Annotated in this window: 17 protein-coding genes; 10 read left to right on the top strand and 7 right to left on the bottom strand. The window is 60.4% G+C overall.

From position 1 onward, the window contains the following. Positions 1 to 39: 39 nt before the first annotated feature. The 3 genes from AC1D2Q_RS17475 to AC1D2Q_RS17465 are packed head-to-tail and all read right to left on the bottom strand — an operon-like array spanning position 40 to position 2633. Complete coding sequence (locus AC1D2Q_RS17475; RefSeq protein ID WP_477813977.1) at positions 40 to 1221, bottom strand: acetyl-CoA C-acetyltransferase; 1182 nt, start codon at positions 1219 to 1221, stop codon at positions 40 to 42. 11 nt (positions 1222 to 1232) lie between these two features. Beyond that, complete coding sequence (locus AC1D2Q_RS17470) at positions 1233 to 1898, bottom strand: CoA transferase subunit B (protein ID WP_018928064.1); 666 nt, start codon at positions 1896 to 1898, stop codon at positions 1233 to 1235. 36 nt (positions 1899 to 1934) lie between these two features. Next, the gene (locus AC1D2Q_RS17465; protein WP_018928063.1) at positions 1935 to 2633 is read right to left on the bottom strand and encodes a CoA transferase subunit A; all 699 of its coding nucleotides are present in this window, start codon (positions 2631 to 2633) and stop codon (positions 1935 to 1937) included. Positions 2634 to 2781: 148 nt separating this feature from the next. Between AC1D2Q_RS17465 and AC1D2Q_RS17460 the strand changes: the two genes are divergently transcribed. Continuing rightward, a complete protein-coding gene (locus AC1D2Q_RS17460) occupies positions 2782 to 3678 on the top strand; it encodes a LysR substrate-binding domain-containing protein (protein ID WP_477813976.1) in 897 nt (298 codons plus the stop codon). A 39-nt stretch (positions 3679 to 3717) separates the two neighbouring features. Here AC1D2Q_RS17460 and AC1D2Q_RS17455 read toward each other — a convergent pair whose 3' ends face one another. Beyond that, complete coding sequence (locus AC1D2Q_RS17455; RefSeq protein WP_477813975.1) at positions 3718 to 4764, bottom strand: class I SAM-dependent methyltransferase; 1047 nt, start codon at positions 4762 to 4764, stop codon at positions 3718 to 3720. A gap of 300 nt (positions 4765 to 5064) precedes the next feature. Between AC1D2Q_RS17455 and AC1D2Q_RS17450 the strand changes: the two genes are divergently transcribed. The 5 genes from AC1D2Q_RS17450 (at position 5065) to AC1D2Q_RS17430 (ending at position 12620) form a co-directional block, all read left to right on the top strand. Continuing rightward, positions 5065 to 5901, top strand: a complete 837-nt coding sequence (locus AC1D2Q_RS17450; protein ID WP_477814113.1) for an HvfB family MNIO-type RiPP peptide maturase — start codon at positions 5065 to 5067, stop codon at positions 5899 to 5901. Beyond that, a complete protein-coding gene (locus tag AC1D2Q_RS17445) occupies positions 5894 to 6664 on the top strand; it encodes an HvfC family RiPP maturation protein (RefSeq protein WP_477813974.1) in 771 nt (256 codons plus the stop codon). The genes AC1D2Q_RS17450 and AC1D2Q_RS17445 overlap by 8 nt, the downstream gene beginning before the upstream one ends. 148 nt (positions 6665 to 6812) lie before the next feature. Further along, the gene (locus AC1D2Q_RS17440; protein WP_477813973.1) at positions 6813 to 11474 is read left to right on the top strand and encodes an RHS repeat-associated core domain-containing protein; all 4662 of its coding nucleotides are present in this window, start codon (positions 6813 to 6815) and stop codon (positions 11472 to 11474) included. Next, positions 11467 to 11841: a hypothetical protein gene (locus AC1D2Q_RS17435; RefSeq protein ID WP_477813972.1), complete on the top strand. Its 375-nt coding sequence runs from the start codon at positions 11467 to 11469 to the stop codon at positions 11839 to 11841. Before AC1D2Q_RS17440 ends, AC1D2Q_RS17435 begins: the two co-directional genes overlap by 8 nt. A 455-nt stretch (positions 11842 to 12296) precedes the next feature. Next, a complete protein-coding gene (locus AC1D2Q_RS17430) occupies positions 12297 to 12620 on the top strand; it encodes a hypothetical protein (protein WP_477813971.1) in 324 nt (107 codons plus the stop codon). A gap of 189 nt (positions 12621 to 12809) precedes the next feature. On the opposite strand, the gene AC1D2Q_RS17425 is transcribed toward AC1D2Q_RS17430, so the two are convergent. Both AC1D2Q_RS17425 and AC1D2Q_RS17420 read right to left on the bottom strand, forming a co-directional pair. After that, complete coding sequence (locus AC1D2Q_RS17425) at positions 12810 to 14120, bottom strand: ATP-binding protein (RefSeq protein ID WP_477813970.1); 1311 nt, start codon at positions 14118 to 14120, stop codon at positions 12810 to 12812. Next, the gene (locus tag AC1D2Q_RS17420) at positions 14117 to 14857 is read right to left on the bottom strand and encodes a response regulator (protein ID WP_026345826.1); all 741 of its coding nucleotides are present in this window, start codon (positions 14855 to 14857) and stop codon (positions 14117 to 14119) included. The genes AC1D2Q_RS17425 and AC1D2Q_RS17420 overlap by 4 nt, the downstream gene beginning before the upstream one ends. A 315-nt stretch (positions 14858 to 15172) precedes the next feature. On the opposite strand from AC1D2Q_RS17420, the gene AC1D2Q_RS17415 reads away from it, so the two are divergent. Together AC1D2Q_RS17415 and AC1D2Q_RS17410 are read left to right on the top strand one after the other, a co-directional pair. Then, the gene (locus AC1D2Q_RS17415) at positions 15173 to 15436 is read left to right on the top strand and encodes a DUF2790 domain-containing protein (protein ID WP_019649304.1); all 264 of its coding nucleotides are present in this window, start codon (positions 15173 to 15175) and stop codon (positions 15434 to 15436) included. A gap of 51 nt (positions 15437 to 15487) precedes the next feature. Further along, on the top strand, positions 15488 to 16696 hold the full coding sequence (locus tag AC1D2Q_RS17410) for a cytochrome c biogenesis protein DipZ (RefSeq protein WP_477813969.1): 1209 nt from the start codon (positions 15488 to 15490) through the stop codon (positions 16694 to 16696). A gap of 17 nt (positions 16697 to 16713) precedes the next feature. Here AC1D2Q_RS17410 and AC1D2Q_RS17405 read toward each other — a convergent pair whose 3' ends face one another. Next, on the bottom strand, positions 16714 to 17172 hold the full coding sequence (locus AC1D2Q_RS17405) for a GNAT family N-acetyltransferase (RefSeq protein ID WP_477813968.1): 459 nt from the start codon (positions 17170 to 17172) through the stop codon (positions 16714 to 16716). Between the two features lie 232 nt (positions 17173 to 17404). Between AC1D2Q_RS17405 and AC1D2Q_RS17400 the strand changes: the two genes are divergently transcribed. Both AC1D2Q_RS17400 and AC1D2Q_RS17395 read left to right on the top strand, forming a co-directional pair. Then, positions 17405 to 17677 (top strand): DUF4242 domain-containing protein, encoded by a 273-nt coding sequence (locus AC1D2Q_RS17400; protein ID WP_253425282.1) that lies wholly within the window; start codon positions 17405 to 17407, stop codon positions 17675 to 17677. Between the two features lie 37 nt (positions 17678 to 17714). Then, on the top strand, positions 17715 to 18527 hold the full coding sequence (locus tag AC1D2Q_RS17395; protein WP_477813967.1) for a class I SAM-dependent methyltransferase: 813 nt from the start codon (positions 17715 to 17717) through the stop codon (positions 18525 to 18527). The last annotated feature ends 55 nt before the right edge of the window (positions 18528 to 18582 follow it).

Raw genomic sequence — 18582 nt, 5'->3', positions numbered from 1 at the left:
GCTCCCTCGCCACAGGGTATCGGGTGTAACCAGAGGGGCTTACGCCCGCTCGATGGCCAATGCCACGCCCTGACCACCACCGATACACAGGGTGGCCAGACCTTTCTTCGCATCACGCTTGATCATCTCGTGCAACAAGGTCACCAGCACCCGGCAACCCGAGGCTCCAATCGGATGACCCAGGGCAATCGCGCCGCCGTTGACGTTGACCTTGCTCAGGTCCCATTCCAGGTCCTTGGCCACCGCCAGGGATTGCGCGGCGAAGGCTTCGTTGGCTTCGATCAGCTCCAGTTGATCGATGGACCAGCCAGCCTTGTCCAGGCAACGACGAGTGGCCGAAACCGGGCCGATGCCCATGATCGCCGGGTCGACGCCTGCGTTGGCGTACGCGGCGATTTTTGCCAGCACCGGCAGGCCGAGGGCCTTGGCTTTCTCGGCACTCATCAGGATCACCGCAGCCGCGCCGTCGTTCAGCGAAGAGGCGTTGCCGGCGGTCACCGAGCCGTCCTTCTTGAAGGCCGCTTTCAGCTTGCCCAGGGACTCGGCGGTGGTGCCGGCACGCGGCTGTTCATCGGTGGCGAAGGCCAGCGGATCGCCCTTGCGCTGGGGGATCAGGATGGGGGTGATTTCATCGACGAAACGCCCGGCTTCGATGGCAGCCACGGCTTTCTGTTGCGAGGCGGCAGCGAAGGCGTCCTGGGCTTCACGGCTGATGCCGTACTTGTCCACCAGGTTCTCGGCGGTGATGCCCATGTGGTAATCGTTGAACGCATCCCACAAACCGTCACTGATCATCGTGTCGACGATCTGGCTGTGGCCCATGCGCAGACCGGTACGGGCGCCGGGCAGCACGTAATTGGCCAGGCTCATGTTTTCCTGGCCACCGGCGATGATCACCTCGGCATCGCCGCAGCGAATCGCCTGCGCCGCCAGGTGCAGCGCTTTGAGGCCCGAGCCGCAGACCTTGTTCAGGGTCATGGCCGGTACGGCGTGAGGCAGGCCAGCCTTGATCGCAGCCTGGCGCGCAGGGTTTTGCCCGGCGCCGGCGGTCAATACCTGGCCCATGATCACTTCATCGACCTGCCCCGGGTCCAGGGCGGTTTGCGCCAACAACTGGCGGATCACCGCCGCTCCGAGGTCAACCGCGGACACATTGGCCAACGACCCCTGGAAACTGCCGATGGCAGTGCGAGTGGCAGCAACTATCACAACGTCTTGCATGGACGGATTCCTCACTGGGCAGCGAACTGCATTTCAGGGACGTGGTCAGGCACGATCAGTTTGCCGGCGGTCTTGGCGACGATTTCCTCGACGCTCACGCCTGGTGCGCGTTCCTTGAGGATGAACGCACCGTTGTGGATTTCCAAGTAGGCCAGGTCAGTCAGCACGCGTTTGATGCAACCGGCGCCGGTCAGCGGCAGGCTGCAACGGGGCAGCAGTTTCGACTCGCCGTCCTTGGAGGCGTGGGTCATGGTGACGATGATGTTGTCCGCACCGGCCACCAGGTCCATCGCGCCGCCCATGCCCTTGACCAGTTTGCCGGGGATCATCCAGGAGGCGATATTGCCTTCGACGTCCACTTCGAACGCGCCGAGCACGGTCAGGTCGATGTGGCCACCGCGGATCATCGCGAACGATTCGGCGGAGGAGAAAATCGATGCCCCGATTCGCGCGGTCACGGTTTGCTTGCCGGCGTTGATCATGTCGGCATCGACTTCGGCGTCGGTCGGAAAGGCGCCCATGCCGAGCAGGCCGTTTTCCGATTGCAGCATGACTTCCATGCCTTCGGGGATGTAGTTGGCGACCAGGGTCGGAATGCCGATGCCGAGGTTTACGTAGTAGCCGTCCTGCATTTCGCGGGCGACGCGCTGAGCCATTTGTTCGCGGGAAAGTGCCATTGTTGTTATTCCTTCATTCGGTCCGGGGGCAGGGGGTCACTTACGCACGGTGCGCTGTTCGATGCGCTTTTCGAACGTGCCGCAAATGACCCGGTCGACGTAGATGCCAGGGGTGTGGATCTGCGACGGGTCCAGCTCGCCGGGTTCGACGATTTCTTCGACTTCGACCACAGTGATCTTGCCAGCGGTGGCGGCCAGCGGGTTGAAGTTCTGGGCGGTGTGGCGATAGACCACGTTACCGAAATGGTCGGCTTTCCAGCCTTTGACGATGGCGAAGTCACCGGTGATGGATTCTTCCATCAGGTACTGGCGGCCCTTGAATTCGCGCACTTCCTTGCCTTCAGCGACCGGAGTGCCGACGCCGGTGGCGGTGAAGAACGCCGGGATGCCGGCACCGCCTGCGCGCATTTTCTCGGCGAGGGTGCCTTGGGGGGTCAGGACGACTTCGATTTCGCCTTTAAGCAGTTGGTCTTCGAACAGTTTGTTCTCGCCGACGTAGGAGGCCACCACTTTGCGGATCTGCCGGTCCACCAGCAGCACGCCGAGACCGAACCCATCGACGCCGCAGTTGTTGGAGACCACGGTGAGGTCACGGGTGCCCCGGTGCTGGATCTCGGCGATGAGGTTTTCCGGAATCCCGCACAGGCCGAAGCCGCCGGAGATCACGGTCATGCCGTCTTCAAGACCGGCCATCGCTTCCTCATAGGAATACACGCGCTTGTCGAACCCTGCCATATGCACCTCTTTTATTCTTTGTGGGCGGCTGGCTAGCCGGATGGGGAGGGAGTGTCTCGCCGCAGGATTTATTTGTTAAGTTGATTTTTAAGGTTGATTGATAGATAAAACTCACCAATGAGTTCGCGCTATGTTGGAGACAGTGGCCATGACCGTTAAACAGATCCGCGCCTTCCTGGCCGTGGCCCAGAGTTTGAGCTTTGCCGTGGCTTGCGAGCGGCTGCACCTGTCCCAGTCGGCATTGAGCCTGACCATCAAGGCGTTGGAGGAGGGCCTGGGCGGGCGCCTGTTCACGCGCAATACCCGCAACGTCGCACTGACCGCCGAGGGTGAATCACTCCTGCCACTGGCCCGTCGGCTGATCGCGGACTGGGATAATGCCGAGGATGAGCTGCGCCAACGCTTCACCCTTCAGCGCGGCCGCGTGACGCTGGCGGCAATGCCGTCGTTTGCCGGCAACCTGCTGCCACCGATTCTCAAGACCTTCCGCGCGCGTTACCCCAAGGTCAACGTCACGGTGAACGACGTGATCAACGAGCAGGTATTGGAAATGGTCCGCGACCGTCAGGTGGAGTTGGGCGTGGCGTTTGAGCCGACCCAGAGTTCGTCACTGCAATTTACCCCGTTGTACATCGACCGGTTTGTGGCGGTGGTGCCGCTTGATTCACCGCTGGCGGACCTGAGCGACATCGATTGGCAGACTCTGCTCAAGGAGCCGTTCATTACCTTGCAGCGTCCTTCCACGGTGCGGGTGATGCTCGAAGAGCACTTGCAGGCGCGGGGCATGAAATTGCCGGTGGAGTTTGAAAGTCATCAGTTGGCAACGGTCGGGCGGATGGTGGCCAGCGGACTGGGCGTGAGCGCGGTGCCAGCGTTGTGCGCCGGGCAGATGCGCGAGTTGGGCGCCCGTTGCATCACCCTGCGCGACCCGGTGGTGGAACGGGCGATCGGGGTGCTGACCACGGGGCAAGAACTGTCGGCGGCGGCGCAGGCGTTGTTCGATATTCTCAAGGCTGAAAACCTTGGCCAACAACTTTCCCTCTGAAACCCGACAACGGTCCCGTAAATCAGCAGTCAGCGGTGTTTATTTACGCGCCTCCAGAATCAGGTTGAACGGCGTTTCCGTGGCTCGCCGGAACTGGGTGAACCCCGCCTCGGTGAAGACCTTGCGCAACCGTGCCTCGCCTGCCTGGGCACCGAGCCCGAGGCCGACCTCCTGGGACAGCGAGTTGGGTGTGCAGATAAAGGTCGAGGCGGCGTAGAACAGCCGTCCCACCGGGTTGGTGTTCTCCTCAAGCGTGTCGTTGGCGAAGGGTTCCACCAGCAGCACCGTGCCGTCGGGTTTGAGCGATTCATAGGCATGCCGTGCGGCGCCCACCGGGTCACCCATGTCGTGAAGGCAATCGAAATAGCAGATCAGATCATAGTCGTCGCCCGGATAGCTCTTGGCGGTGCCCTGGAAGAACCGTGCCCGTCCGGACACGCCACCTTCTTCAGCGCGCTGAGTGGCGACGGTGACCGAAGGCGCGTGGTAATCGAAACCGACGAACCGCGACTCGGGGAATGCCTGGGCCATGATCACCGTCGAGGCGCCGTGGCCGCAGCCGATGTCCGCCACTTTCGCGCCAGCCTCCAGTTTGGCGACCACCCCGTCGAGGGCCGGCAGCCATTCGCTGACCAGATGCGCCTTGTAGCCTGGGCGGAAGAACCGCTCGGTGCCGCTGAACATGCACGGATGGTGATCGCCCCAGGGCAGGGCGCCGTTGCCGCGCATGGCGTTGACCAGTTTGTCCTTGTCATGGAAAAACGACGCAACCACCGCCATACCGCCGGCTACATAAACCGGTGAGTCTTCGATCGCCAGCGCCAGGGCCTGCTCTTCGGGCAGGCGGAACTGGCCGTCGCGGTGTTCCATGTAACCGGAGGCGGCGTGGGCGCTGAGCCATTCACGCAGCAGGCGGGTGTTGCAGCCGGTCTTCGCGGCGAGTGTTTCGGGGGTGACGGGCTGACTGTCGGCCATGGCCCGGTACAGGCCGAGTTCTTCGCCGAGGATGACGTTGGCGAGCATCGCCGCTCCACCCATGTCGCTCACCAGTTTGCCCATGAAATCATTGAGTCTGGCCTCGTCCATCTTGTGTGCTCCTTCAGCAGGATCACAGCCCGCAGGCATTGTTTGTCGAGGCGTGCACCTGTGGCGGTGATCGTGGGAATGAACAGGACGATAACCGCGTCCTGGCTCCCCCCTGCGGGGGGTAATCAACAAGTCTAGTTCGTGTATCCGTCTGTATCTGGCTACCTGTCCGATACAGTGCGCTGAGAAGAGGGGCGTTTGCGCACACAGACCCGACACATCGCGGCGTTTGACTGGGCCTGCCGGCCGGCACTGAGCGTTCAGTTGCTGGAGACCGGATCCCAGGATGAGATCGACACCATGCAAATTCCCCTCACATCTGCGCAGGCGACCGTCGGGCTAGGCTTGCGCCGCGGTTTGATGAAGGACCTGCAAGCGGCCCCGAAAAGCGCTTTCGACTTTCTGGAAGTCGCGCCGGAAAACTGGATCGGCATCGGCGGCGCGCATGGCGCGGCGTTTCGTGCCCTGGCCGAGCGTTATCCATTGTCCTGTCACGGCTTGTCCTTGTCGCTGGGCGGATCGGCGTCGCTGGACGTCGGGTTTTTGCGGGAAGTGCGGGTTTTCCTCGATCACTACAAGGTGCCGCTGTACAGCGAACACCTGAGCTACTGCAGCGATGACGGGCATCTTTACGATCTGCTGCCGTTGCCGTTTACCGAGGAAGCGGTGCATCACGTCGCCGCCCGAATTCGCCAGGCACAGGACATTCTCGGTCGGCGCCTGGCGGTGGAAAACGTCTCCTACTACGCCGCGCCGCAGCAGGACATGGACGAATTGACGTTCACCAACGCAGTGCTGCGCGAAGCCGATTGCGACCTGCTGCTGGACGTCAACAATGTCTACGTCAACTCGATCAATCACGGTTTCGATCCGCAGACGTTTCTGGCGGGCATCGACACGGGGCGGGTAGTCGCAATGCACGTGGCGGGGCATTTCGACGAATCCGACACCCTGAAAATCGACACCCACGGCGCCTCGGTCAAACCGGTGGTCTGGGCTTTGCTGACCGAGGCGTATGCGCGGTTCGGTGTACAGCCGACGCTGCTTGAACGGGACTTCAACTACCCGGCGTTCTCTGAATTGGTGAGCGAGTTGCAGATCATCCGTCGACTGCAGGAGGAGGCGAACCGTGGATAAACCGACGCTGCACCAGCAGCAGGACACATTGACTCGCTACCTGCGCGACCCCGACCACTGCGCACCGCCTGCCGGGATGGACGTGGCACGGGCGCAGGTTTATCGCGATCTGGTGTTCTCGAACCTGTCGTCGTTGCTCAGTGGCACCTTTCCGGTGTTGGTGAGAATACTGGGGGACAGTGACTGGCGTTCTCTGGTGCGGATCTTCCTGCGGGACTACCGCGCTCACACGCCAAAATTCGGCGAGATCGCCCGGGAGTTCGTCGGGTTCCTCGCATCGATGCCGCTGGCGTTGAGCGATGGACCGTGGCCGCCGTTCATGGTCGAACTGGCGCATTACGAATGGGTCGAAATGGCCCTGCAACAATCTGACGCCGAGCCGCAACCTGCCAGCGATGCAGGGCTGCTGCTGGATCAACCGTTGCAGGTTTCGCCACTGGCCTGGCCGTTGGCCTATGGCTGGCCGGTGCAAAAAGTGGGGCCGGATTATCGGCCGCAAGTGCCACCGACCCAGCCGACGTTGCTGTTGGTGCGTCGGGCCGAGGACTGGAGTGTGCACTTTTCCGAACTGAGCCCGTTGGCGTGGCGGTTGTTGCAGCGGATCGGGGAATTTCCTCAGCTCGATGGCCGGGCGCAGCTGGAAGGGCTGGCGGTGGAGGCAGGGATGGCGGGGTCGCAGGCCTTTATCGATAGTGGATTGGCGTTGTTGCGGCAGATGCATGGGGAGGGGGTAATCGGCATAGCGGCCTTTAGTCGCTGCTAATCAGCGAATCGCCCTACATCCATTTCCACCTTTCCCGACTTCATTCCTGATCGATCCCCCGCAAAGTCCCCGCGCCTAATTTTCTGCGCAAGGGATTGCTTATGTTCGACTCCTTTTCTCCAGTCACTGCCTACTTTCCGGTGCGTTGATGGAGCACATCGCCCGTATCGATCAGGAACTCGACAGTTTTCCGGACACCCTGTCCCTCTACCGTGAACAACTCAAGCACTGGTTCAGTCGGGCGGTGGATAAGGCCAGTCACGCCGCCGATTTGCCTTCGCTGATGGGCATGGAACGGATCATCCGGTTCGGAAGCTCCAGCACCGCAGTCAGCAGCAGCGACGATGATTTTTTCTCCACCGTCGTCCAGTGCCCGAAAGGCGGAAAGCTCGAAATCGAGAGCAAGTTCGAATCGGTTTATGACATTCCCGTGGGGAACATTCAGGTCGATGTGATTGCGCAGGAGAGCGGGGAGTCGACGCCGGTCACGCTCGATGAACACGGTAAGGGACAGTTCACCGGTACACCCGGCAAGTTCTACCGTATTCACATTCACGACGAAGTCACAGCGCAGCACGTTGAAGATCTTTTCTCTTCCTACGATGGCCTGACGAAGGAGCTCGAAAGCTGGCTGCGTGAGGAATGGCAGACGTTCAAGCCGAAGTGGTCGCAATCGTCTTCGGTTGCTGTAGGCAATGGCATGCTCGCGGGAAGTTGGGCGGCGGTCGAGGGCGTGTGGGACGGCATCGGCCTGCTGTCGGACATTCTCAAGGATCCGGCGAAGTTTGGAGAGCGGTTGGGCGAAAGCGCCGCAGAGCTGGAGAAGCTCGCCAAAACCGCGCCGGATATCATGGAAAAAGCCCAGTTGCTCGTCAGTGACGAAGCAGCGCTGTGCTTGCTGGTGCGCAGCGCCAGCCTCTGGCTGGACATGCTGCCACCGAGCGAAATCGCCGGCAAAACCGCCGAAGCGGTGTCGATGGTGGTGGTGCAGCTGCTGATCGATATCCTGATTGGCCTCGTCCTGACGTTCGCCGGGGCGGGCGCCGGCATCGCCTATCTGACGATGCGTTTGGCTGATCGAGCTGCGCAGTTACTCAGTGCCGTTGTGCGTCTCGTGAAGGCGATATTCACGATCATCAATAACTTCACCAGCTACGTCGACCGCTACAAAAAAGTCGCCGCGCGGGGCATTGCGGCGGGGCTGAAAAAAGGCCGGATGCAACTGCGTTGGGATGCCAAGCGCAACACCACGCTCAAGCAAAACGAACACCACGACGACGTCCCGGATCAGGCGAAAAATCCCAACGGCGACAGCGCCACGTGCGTGCCGTCCACCTGCAAGAACGGCTGCCCGGTGTCGATGGTCACCGGCGAAGAACTGCTGACCCTCACCGATGGTTCGCTCGACGGCCTCCTGCCGTTCGACTTCACCCGGCTCTACCGCACCAGCGCCGCCGAGATCGATGTCGGCCTCGGTTTTGGCTGGAGTCATTCGCTCGCCCATCGGCTGGAAATCGACGGCGACCAGGTCATCTGGATCGACCACGAAAACCGCCGCACCACGTTTCCATTGCCGAGCAGCGAACGCCCGGCGATCCACAACAGCCTGTCGCGCGCGGCGATTTATCTCGGCGATGACCCCGAGGAACTGATCCTCGCCCAGGCCGGCGATGACACGCGTTTCTATCACTTTCAAAGCGGTCGGCTGACGGCCATCAGCGACGCCTACGACAACCGCTTGCGCATCACCCGCGACCGCCAGGAGCGCATCCAGCGCCTCGACAACGGCGCCGGTCGTGCCTTGCTGTTGCGCTATGACCGCGCCCACCTGATCGCCGTCGACTATCAAAGTTTTCGTCCGGCCCAGAGCCTCGCCGATGCGTGGCACACCGAGCAGACGCTGGTCAGTTACCGGTACGACGAGCGCGGGCAACTGATCGAAGCGAGCAATGCCGCCGGGGAAAGCGAGCGTTACGACTACGACGACAACCACGTAATTTTGCAACGGCAACTGGCCGGTGGGGCGAGTTTCTTCTGGGAGTGGGAGCGGCCCGGCAAAGCGGCACGCTGCGTCCGGCATTGGGCGTCGTTTGCGCAGATGGACACGCGTTATGTCTGGGATGACCAGGGCAGCGTCACGGTCCGGAACATCGACGGCAGTGAAGAGGTTTACGTCCACGATGATCGAGCGCGGCTGGTGCGTAAGGTCGAGCTGGATGGTGGCGAACACCTCAAGGCCTATGACGACAGCGGGCGGCTGATTGCCGAGCAGGGCCCGCTCGGGGCCGTCACTGAATACCGTTACGACGACGTCGGACGGTTGGTGGCGTTGATTCCACCGCAAGACGAACCGACGTCCTACGAGTATCGCAACGGTTTCCTGCATGCGCGTTATCGCGGCCAAGCGGTGTGGACCTATCGGCGCAATGCTCAGGGAGACGTTACCGAGGCGGTCGATCCCGACGGCCAGGTCACCCACTATCACTACGACGACAAAGGTCAGCTGCTGTCGATCCGCTACCCGGACACCAGCCGGCATGTGTTCGTCTGGAACGCCTTGGGCCAGTTGCTCGAAGAGACCTTGCCGGACGGCGGTCAGCGGCGGTTTTCCTACGATGTTTTGGGGCGGCAGATTACCCGTCAGGACGAACACGGTGCGGTCACCCAATACCAATGGGATGCCGTCGGCCGACTGATCCAGACGACGTTGCCTACCGGCGCCACCCGCGCCTTCAGCTACAACGCCTACGGCAAGATCACCGCCGAACGCGATGAACTGGGCCGCGTCACCCGCTACGAATACGCCGACGACCTGCATCTGGTCAGCCGCCGGATCAATCCCGACGGCACCCAGCTCCAGTACCGCTACGACAACGCGCAGCTGCTGCTCACGGAAATCGAAAACGAATCCGGCGAACACTATCGGCTGGACTACACACCCAACGGCTTGATCCGACAGGAAACCGGTTTCGACGGTCGTCGTACCGCGTATGCCTACGACCTCAATGGTCATCTACAGGAGAAAACCGAGTTCGGCGATGACGGCTCGCAGCTGATCACCGGGTACGAGCGGGATGCGGAAGGGCGGCTGTTAGTCAAAACCTTGCCCGACGGCATCCAGGTCGAATACCGCTATGACCGCCTGGGCCGATTGACCAGCGTCGATGACGGCCACGACCATCCGCTGGAATTCGAGTACGACCAACAGAACCGACTGATCACCGAGCACCAGAGTTGGGGCACCTTGCGTTATGGCTACGACGCCTGTGGCCAGCTTAACCGCTTGCGCCTGCCGGACGGCAGCAAACTCGATTACCACCACGCCAAGGGCGGCGCGCTGACGGCCATCGACCTCAATGGCGCGCGTCTTACCAGCCACACGTACAAATCCGGCCGCGAACAGCAGCGCCAACAGGGCCTGCTGCTCAGCGAATACGCCTACGACGATCAGGGTCGACTGAAGGCCCATGCCGTCAGCCAACAGCAAAAAAACCTGTACCGCCGCGACTATGCCTACAGCCTCAACGGCAATCTCGACCATATCGCCGACACCCGCCACGGCCAGCGCAGCTACCAGTACGACGCGCTGAACCGGCTGACCCGCGTGCGACACACCCGCGACGACCCACCGGAAAGCTTCGCCCACGATCCGGCCGGCAACCTGCTGATGCAGGGCCGCCCCGGCCCGACGACCGTCAAAGGCAATCGCCTGTTGATGCAAGGCGACCGTCATTACGACTACGACGCCTTCGGCAACCTGATCCGCGAACGCCGCGGCACCGCGCAGAAACTCGTCACCGAATACCGCTACGACTGCCAACATCGGCTGGTCGGCGTCACGTTGCCGGATGGAAGTTGCGCGAGCTACCGCTACGACGCTTTTGGCCGGCGCATCGCCAAAACCGTCGACGGCCAAACCACCGAGTACTTCTGGCAGGGCGACCACCTCGTCGCCGAAAGCCGCAAAGAGCGCTACCGCAGCTACGTCTACGAACCCGGCAGCTTCCGCCCGCTGGCCATGCTCGATGGCAAAGGCCCGAAAAAGGCCTGCCCGTTTTATTACCAGCTCGATCACCTCGGCACGCCGCAGGAACTGACGGATTACGGCGGCGAGATTGTGTGGTCGGCGAAGTACAACGCCTACGGCAAGGTTACGCATCTGGCACTCGGTGGAGGCGAACAGCTCGACCAGCCGCTGCGTTTCCAAGGGCAGTATTTCGACGCCGAGAGTGGTCTGCACTACAACCGGCATCGGTACTATGATCCTGAGGTGGGTCGGTATCTGACGCCGGATCCGATCAAGCTGGCCGGTGGGCTGAACCAGTACCAGTACACGCCGAATCCGACGGGGTGGGTTGATCCGTTGGGGTTGAGCGGGAATTGTCCGCCACCGAATAAGCCTGGGTGCAAGGCGCCGGATGATACGACTGGCGTTAGGGTTGATGTGGGTGAGCCCAAGGCTCCAAAACCGAAATCGCGCCCTCAAAATTTCGGTAGTGAAGAGAAGCTTATTGGGCATTATGAAAAGCATGGTGTCGAATTCGGGGCTATGAGCAAAGAAGAGTACTTACAAGTAGCTCAAGACGTTGTGAATCAAGGTGCCCGTGTGGAGTATGAGTATAAGGGTGAAGTTCGAGCAGGGTACTTACAGCTGATGGGCAACAATCGAAGAGGTGATGCCAAATTTGCATTCGTAGGTACGAACAATAGCCAGGAGATTACGACTTTGCATACAAAAAGCGGAAAAGACTTCTGGAGGGCAATAAACGGTGATGCGCGAGATAAAACTGTGAGACCTGTGAATGACTAAAAAATATGAAGTGTTAGTGGTCGAAATCGACGAAGTCGTCGAGGAGGCGGTTGTGTTGCTTGTCAATGGCGTGATTGTTAAATGCTTTGCGAGCTACTGTTCTTTCAAGATTGAAGTGGGAAAACAATATGAAGTGGAATTCGACCTGGTCTTACCCGATCATGATTTTGTTGTCGTGGCACAAGAAGCGAGTGCCCCAGTCGAGATGATTGGCGGCGGTTTTTCGTGCGTTCTTTATGGGTATTTGGATGGAAATGTTTTCCGATCCTTTGTTGATTTTCCGGATCAAGAGATTCACTACGAATTTCCATATCTCAACGAGAAGTACGTAAAGGTAGCGGTGGATCGGATTGATGTAGTCTTCTGATGAGGTGAGAAAGTTCTGAAATAAATATATCCGTTCCCTTTATGAACTAAAGCGACGGACTCTCAGCGCATTGATTGTTAGTACTACAGGCTAGGCGCTGTTTAAATCTCTCGGGATAACTGCGAAATTTCTGGGCAAGGTCTTCGGACGTTTCCTTCAAGTTGTAGCGTTTTTCGTGAACTGGTGGGCGATGGGGTATAGGGATAGTCTTTCGCTGTCACCGCGGAAGTGGTGGCAGGGTGTAGGAGCCCTCTCTCATGGTGCAACAGCTTTGTCGTTTGATTGCGGCACTTAATGTGTGTCCGTAAGATCGTTCGCGGCGGCTGTGCGCGGGACACGCTTCGGCGTGGCCGAGGTTCATGAGTGCTCGGTACTCCTACTCCTGCGCATGGCTGCCACCCAAACCTGTAGGAGGGTGCGTTGGCAGCTCATATTCATACTCATGGAAATTACAAATGACGACGCTAACGCCAGATCCACCCTACGAAAAACCAATCCCCCACCCCAACAACCGCTTCATGGCCCTCACCGGCAACTGCACCGACATGCCCACCCTGTTCGTCGATACCCACGCGCCGATCGATGTTTTGTATGACACTGCCAGCTATCGAATTCGCGCAGTTACTCAGGTGCTTGAGAACATGTCGATGCGAGGTTCAGTCGAGTGCGAATCCTTCATTCTCAGTGACTTTGCCTTGCTCTGCGCTATTCCGTTACGGGATGGGTGCGATGTGCTGGATGTCATTGGACGGCGGTTGCGGGCTCGGCCTTCGAACTAGAGCCGAGTGGCTTTTGATGATCGTTCCCACGCTCTGCGTGGGAATGCAACCCGTGACGCTCTGCGTCACATCGGTGTCTGGCTCGACAGCGGCGGTGGAGCTGGAACGCGGAGCGTCCCTTGAGGCATTCCCACGCGGAGCGTGGGAACGATCAATCAATACACCACACCTACATTGGATGGGCGGTGTTTATTGGGGCTTTGGCAACTTGAGCTCCGCACACAACCCGCCGTCCACGCGATTGCTCAAGGTCAGTGACCCGCCAATCGCCAGCGCCAATTGCTGGGCAATCGCCAACCCCAAGCCGGTCCCGCCGGTGCTGCGATTACGCGAATTCTCTACGCGGTAGAACGGCTGCATCACCTGAGCCAATTGCTCTTCGGCAATCCCCGGCCCTCGGTCCATGACCTTCACCGACAAGCTGCCGTCGGCCTTCGTTTCCACCCACAACTCAGCCGCGCCGGCGAATTTCAGCGCGTTGTCCACCAGGTTCACCAGCACTCGCCGCAAGGCATGGGGCCGGGTGTCGATGACTGCGGCGCTTTTGCCGCCCAGCTGCACGTCTTTGCCCATGTCCTGATAGTCGAACACCAGGCTGTCGAGGAACGAATCCAGATCGGTGCGGCGACTTTCCTCGGTGGCGCCATGGATGCTGCGGGCATAGGCCACGCCTTCGCGCACCAGGTGTTCCATCTCGCCGAGGTCATTCCACAGTTTGTCTTTTTCGCTGGAGTCGTCCATGAATTCGGCACGCAGTTTCATGCGCGTGATCGGGGTTTGCAGGTCGTGGGAAATCGCCGCCAACAGTTGCATGCGCTCCTTGAGATACGCCGCGATGCGCGCCTGCATGGCATTGAATGCCCTGGCGGCGTAGGCGACTTCGGTCGGGCCTTTTTCATCGAGGTGCACGGCGTGGGTGTTGGGGTCGAGGGTTTCCACGGCTTGGGCGAGGCGGGTGAGCGGGCGGATGGCGATTCTCACGGCCAGCCAGGTGCAGGCGATCAGCAGCGCCAGTTGTCCCAGTAATACCGCCGGTAACCACGGGGACAAAGGCACCATCGCGGGGCGCACGTCGATCGTGACGGGGCTGCCGTCCTTCAGTTTCAGATGGGCCTGGAAGTGTTTCTTCGGGCCGGGGATGTTGGTAAAAGTCAGCGGATATTCTTGGCCGATGGCGTCCTGAATCGAGGGGACTGCAATCGGCACATCGCTGGGCACCATCGGTGTGCCGGGCGAACCTTCATTCAGCAGATAACCATAGTTGGTGCGTTCCAGGCGCTGCAGCCAGCTCGCTCGTTCGTTGGCAGGCAAGCGGTCGAGGATGGCGAGGGAGGTCGAAACGTCGGTTTCCAGATTGCCCAACATCGTATTTTTCGCACTTTCATAACGCTCGTAGTACTGCGCGCCAAAGGACAGCGCCTGGGCGAGGATCAGGCCGATCAGGAAAATCAGCGACAGCCGCGAGGCCAGCGTGCGGGGCCAGTGCAGCGCAAGGTTCATGACGGCGCACCGAGCACTTCCACCGGCAGGGAAAACACATAGCCTTCGCTGCGTACGGTCTTGATGTAGGCCGGTTCCCGGGCATCGTCGAGCAGGCGCTGACGCAAGCGGCTGACCAGCAAATCGATGGAGCGGTCAAACAGATCGGCGTCGCGACCTTGAGTCAGGTTGAGCAACTGGTCGCGATTGAGCACCCGCTGAGGATGATCGAGGAACACCCGTAGCAAGCGATATTCCGCGCCACTGAGGGCGACCATGGTGCCGTCCTGATCCAGCAGATGCCGGGCCGAGGTGTCCAGGCGCCAGCGACCGAACCCCAGCAGGCGACCGCTTTCGGTGATCACCAGATTCGGCGGCAGCATCCGCGTACGGCGCAGCACGGCGTTTATACGGGCGAGCAATTCACGGGCGGCGAACGGTTTGACCAGGTAGTCGTCGGCGCCCATTTCCAGGCCGATGATGCGGTCGGTTTCATCGTTGCGCGCGGTGAGCATCAGCACCGGCGTGGCCTTGTGTTTGCCGGCGCGCAGCTCACGGCAGAGCAGCAGGCCATCGTCGCCCGGCATCATGATGTCGAGCACGATCAGGTCCACCGGCGTGGTCTCCAGAAACGCGCGCATCTGCCGTCCATCCGCTACCACGGTGGTGCGCAGGCCGTTCTTCTTCAGGTAATTGCCTACCAGTTCCCGGATCTCGCGGTCATCGTCCACGATGAGAATGTGATCGACGTGTTCCATGGTCGCCATGCCTCTTGAGTAGGAGTTTTCGCGCAGTCTACCGAGTCAAGGCTCGCTCGCCCGCAGCGGTTTGTATTGCAGTGTATCTGGCCTGTCGGCGGATACACGGGGACGCAAAAACAGCCGGTTTCAGGGGTTTTGTATCGCTATGTATCGCCGGCCGGTGCTGATACATAGCAATTTACTCGCGCTTGTTCCAGACACAGACGGGATACCTCGCGGGCTTCTAATGGCTTCCATCGAGGCAAACCCAACCGCCTCGGACCCATCAACGATTGGCAACGATTGACCTATTGAAGCCCCGAGGAAACCACCATGAATACCAAAGCCGTCTACGCCGCCTGCCTGTTTGCCGCCCTGAACATCTGCACCTTGTCGGCCCGGGCCGAAGCCAATGTCACCCCGCAAACCTACACCTATGGCACGCACCTGGACATCCAGAAAGTGCTGTCGATGAAAGAGGACGCCACGCCTTCCTGCGGGATTGTGAATGCGCGGATGACTTACCTGGATTCCCAAGGCAAAACCCAGGCCCTGGATTACCGCAAATTCGCTGACAACTGCAACGAAGACAACTGAGTCCTCTGTAACCCCCCCCCACATGGAACTCGTATTTTCAAGGTGATCCCCATGTTTCTCATCGCATTCCTGGGCGGCATTTTGACCGTCCTCAGCCCCTGCATTCTCCCGGTCGTGCCATTTCTGTTTGCCGGTGTTAAACGCACACGCACCTCGATCCTGCTCACCCTCGGCGGCATGGCCCTGACCTTCGCCCTGATCTCCAGCCTGGCCGTGGTCAGCAGCGATTGGGTGATACAAGCCAACAACACCGGCCGCCATGTGGCGCTGATCGTGATGGTGCTGTTTGCGCTGTCGCTGATCTCCGCCCGCATCGGCGGCTGGCTGGCGCGCCCGTTCGTGTTGTTGGGCAATCGCCTCGACCCCAACACTCGCAAAATGTCCGGCCCGCTGGGCTCGGTGATGATCGGCGTCGCAACCGGCCTGCTCTGGGCACCGTGTGCCGGGCCTATCCTCGGGGTGATCCTCACCGGCGCCATGCTGCAAGGCGCCAACGCGCAGACCAGTCTGCTGCTGGTGGCGTATGGCCTGGGCAGCGCGTTGTCACTGGGCACCTTGATCTTCGCCGGTCGCGGCCTGGTCAATCGCTTGAAACCGTCGATTCCGGTCACCGGTTGGCTGCGTCGCGGCGCGGGTGCCGGGGTGTTGGTCGCGGCGRCGGTCATTGCCACCGGAACCGATAACAGACTGCTCGCCGGCACCTCCTCCGAAGGTGTTACCTCGGTGGAACAGCAGGTGCTGGAAACCGTGCCGAAAGTGGTCGATTACCTGGTCAGCAAGGTCAAGGCCGACCCGATGGACRCGGCCAAAGGTGCGATGCCGTCACTCTCCGGCGCGGTCGAATGGCTCAACTCTCCAGCGCTGAGCAACGACTCCCTGCGCGGCAAAGTTGTGCTGGTGGATTTCTGGACCTATGACTGCATCAACTGCCAGCACACCTTGCCCTACGTGAAGGACTGGGCGAAAAAATATGAAAAGGACGGCCTGGTGGTGATCGGCGTGCACACCCCGGAATACGGTTACGAACGCATCCTCGACAACGTTCGCGATCAGGTGAAAAAGCTCGGCATCACCTACCCAGTGGCGATCGACAACAACTACGCGATCTGGCGCGCCTTCGACAACCAATACTGGCCGGCTCACTACCTGATCGATGCCAAGGGGCAGGTGCGTTACAGCCACTTTGGCGAGGGTCGCTACGAGACTCAGGAGCAGATGATCCGGCAGCTGTTGGAAGAGGCCAAGGCACCTGCCGCGTAACCTTTCCAATCAATGGCTCACAGGTTGCGCACCATGAGCCATTGGTCGTTTTCCCAGGCCTGAAAACGCTCCAGCACTGTCCATCCGCGTCTGGCGTAGTAATCGCTCTGGTCCCGGGTGTGTAAATAGATCTTCGCCACGCCACGTTCCCTGGCCTGCGCGCATATCCCCTCAATCAAACGCTCCGCCAATCCTTTTCCCCTTGCTTGGGGGGTGACGAACACACAAGCCAGCCAAGGACCCAGGTCAGGCCGGTGAGCCAGGTCGGCGGCGGCCAGTGCCGCACCACCCAGCAGGCGGTCTTCATCCAGGGCGATCAAACATTGCCATGTGCCGTCGAATTGGCCGTCAGCGAATTCCCGTTGCCACTGAGGCAAGGGCTGGTCGGCGTATTCATAGTGGAATTGTTGGTGAATCCATGAAGCAAAGATGTCGCTGTGGTGCATGTGCTGAGCGAGCCAGTCCAGGCGAGGCATGAGGGAATCCTTTCAAAAAACGGTGGCCCATAAGAGCTGAATCAGGGCGCATCGGCAATCCCGGGGGCCGGGTGTTAATCCTGCGTTACAAACGCATGACCATGTATCGGAGATCGGTGTATTTCGTGAGTCTGCCGGACGACCGGGCAGGACGGATACCTGTCCGGGAGCTTTAGTTTGTGGACGGGGTCACTTGCGACCCTGCCATCACCATCATGAAAGGGAGAGGGTTATGCCTAAGTTCATTATTGAACGCGAGCTTCCGGGGGCCGGTGCACTGGCGCAACAGGAACTCAAAGCGATCTCGCAAAAGTCCTGCGATGTGTTGCGCGGATTGGGGCCGCAAGTGCAATGGCAGCAGAGTTACGTCACGGGCGACAAGATTTACTGCGTGTATATCGCGCCGAGTGAGGAACTCATCAGGGAGCATGCCAAACAAGGTGGCTTTCCGATCAACAGCGTTTCCCGAGTCGTGAACATCATCGATCCCACCACGGCGGAGTAAGCCGGGACGCGTTCCAACCCGCAGCGGAGCAGACGTCATGAGCACACCCATTGATCTCACCGCCCTGAAAAACCGTCAGATGACTGCGTGGGCCAGCGGCGACTACGCCGTGATCGGCACCACCCTACAGATCGTCGGCGAGCTATTGGCCGAAGCCTGTGACTTGCTCTGTGATGAGCGGGTACTGGACGTCGCTGCGGGCAACGGTAATGCCACGCTTGCCGCTGCGCGCCGGGGCTGTAAGGTCACGTCCACCGACTATGTAGCCAAGTTGCTTGAGCGTGGCGAAGACCGGGCACGGGCGGAACACCTGAACGTGACCTTTCAGGTGGCCGATGCCGAGGCGCTGCCTTTCGAGGATGCCAGTTTTGATGCCGTGCTCTCGACCTTTGGGGTGATGTTTACGCCGGATCAACCCAAGGCGGCTGCGGAACTGGCGCGGGTGTGTCGTCCGGGAGGCCGGATCGGCCTTGCCAACTGGACGCCTGAAGGCTTTGTCGGCCAGATGTTCAAGGTCCTGGGGCGCCACATGCCGCCATCCGTAGGGGCCCAACCACCTTCAAACTGGGGCTCCGAAGCGTGGTTGCACTCGCACTTCGATCAGCGTGACTTCGTGCTTCAGGTGACACGACGCTTATTCAACTTCCGCTATCGCTCGGCGGCTCATTTCATCGACATCTTCCGCACCTGGTATGGCCCGGTTCACAAGGCCTTTGCGACCCTGCCACCCGAAGGGGCCGCCGCCCTGGAACACGACCTGACCGAACTGCTCAAGCGCCTGAACCGAGCGGGGGAGCGGTCGCTGGTGGTGCCCGGTGAATACCTGGAGGTGGTGATCACCCGACGTTGAAACCCTGACGAGCCCCTGTAGGAGCTGCCGCAGGCTGCGATCTTTTGATCTTCAG

It is taken from the genome of Pseudomonas sp. P1_A1, from assembly GCF_056406935.1.
Note: the sequence above shows the minus strand (reverse complement) of the source record. Positions and strands in the feature narration are given on the sequence as shown.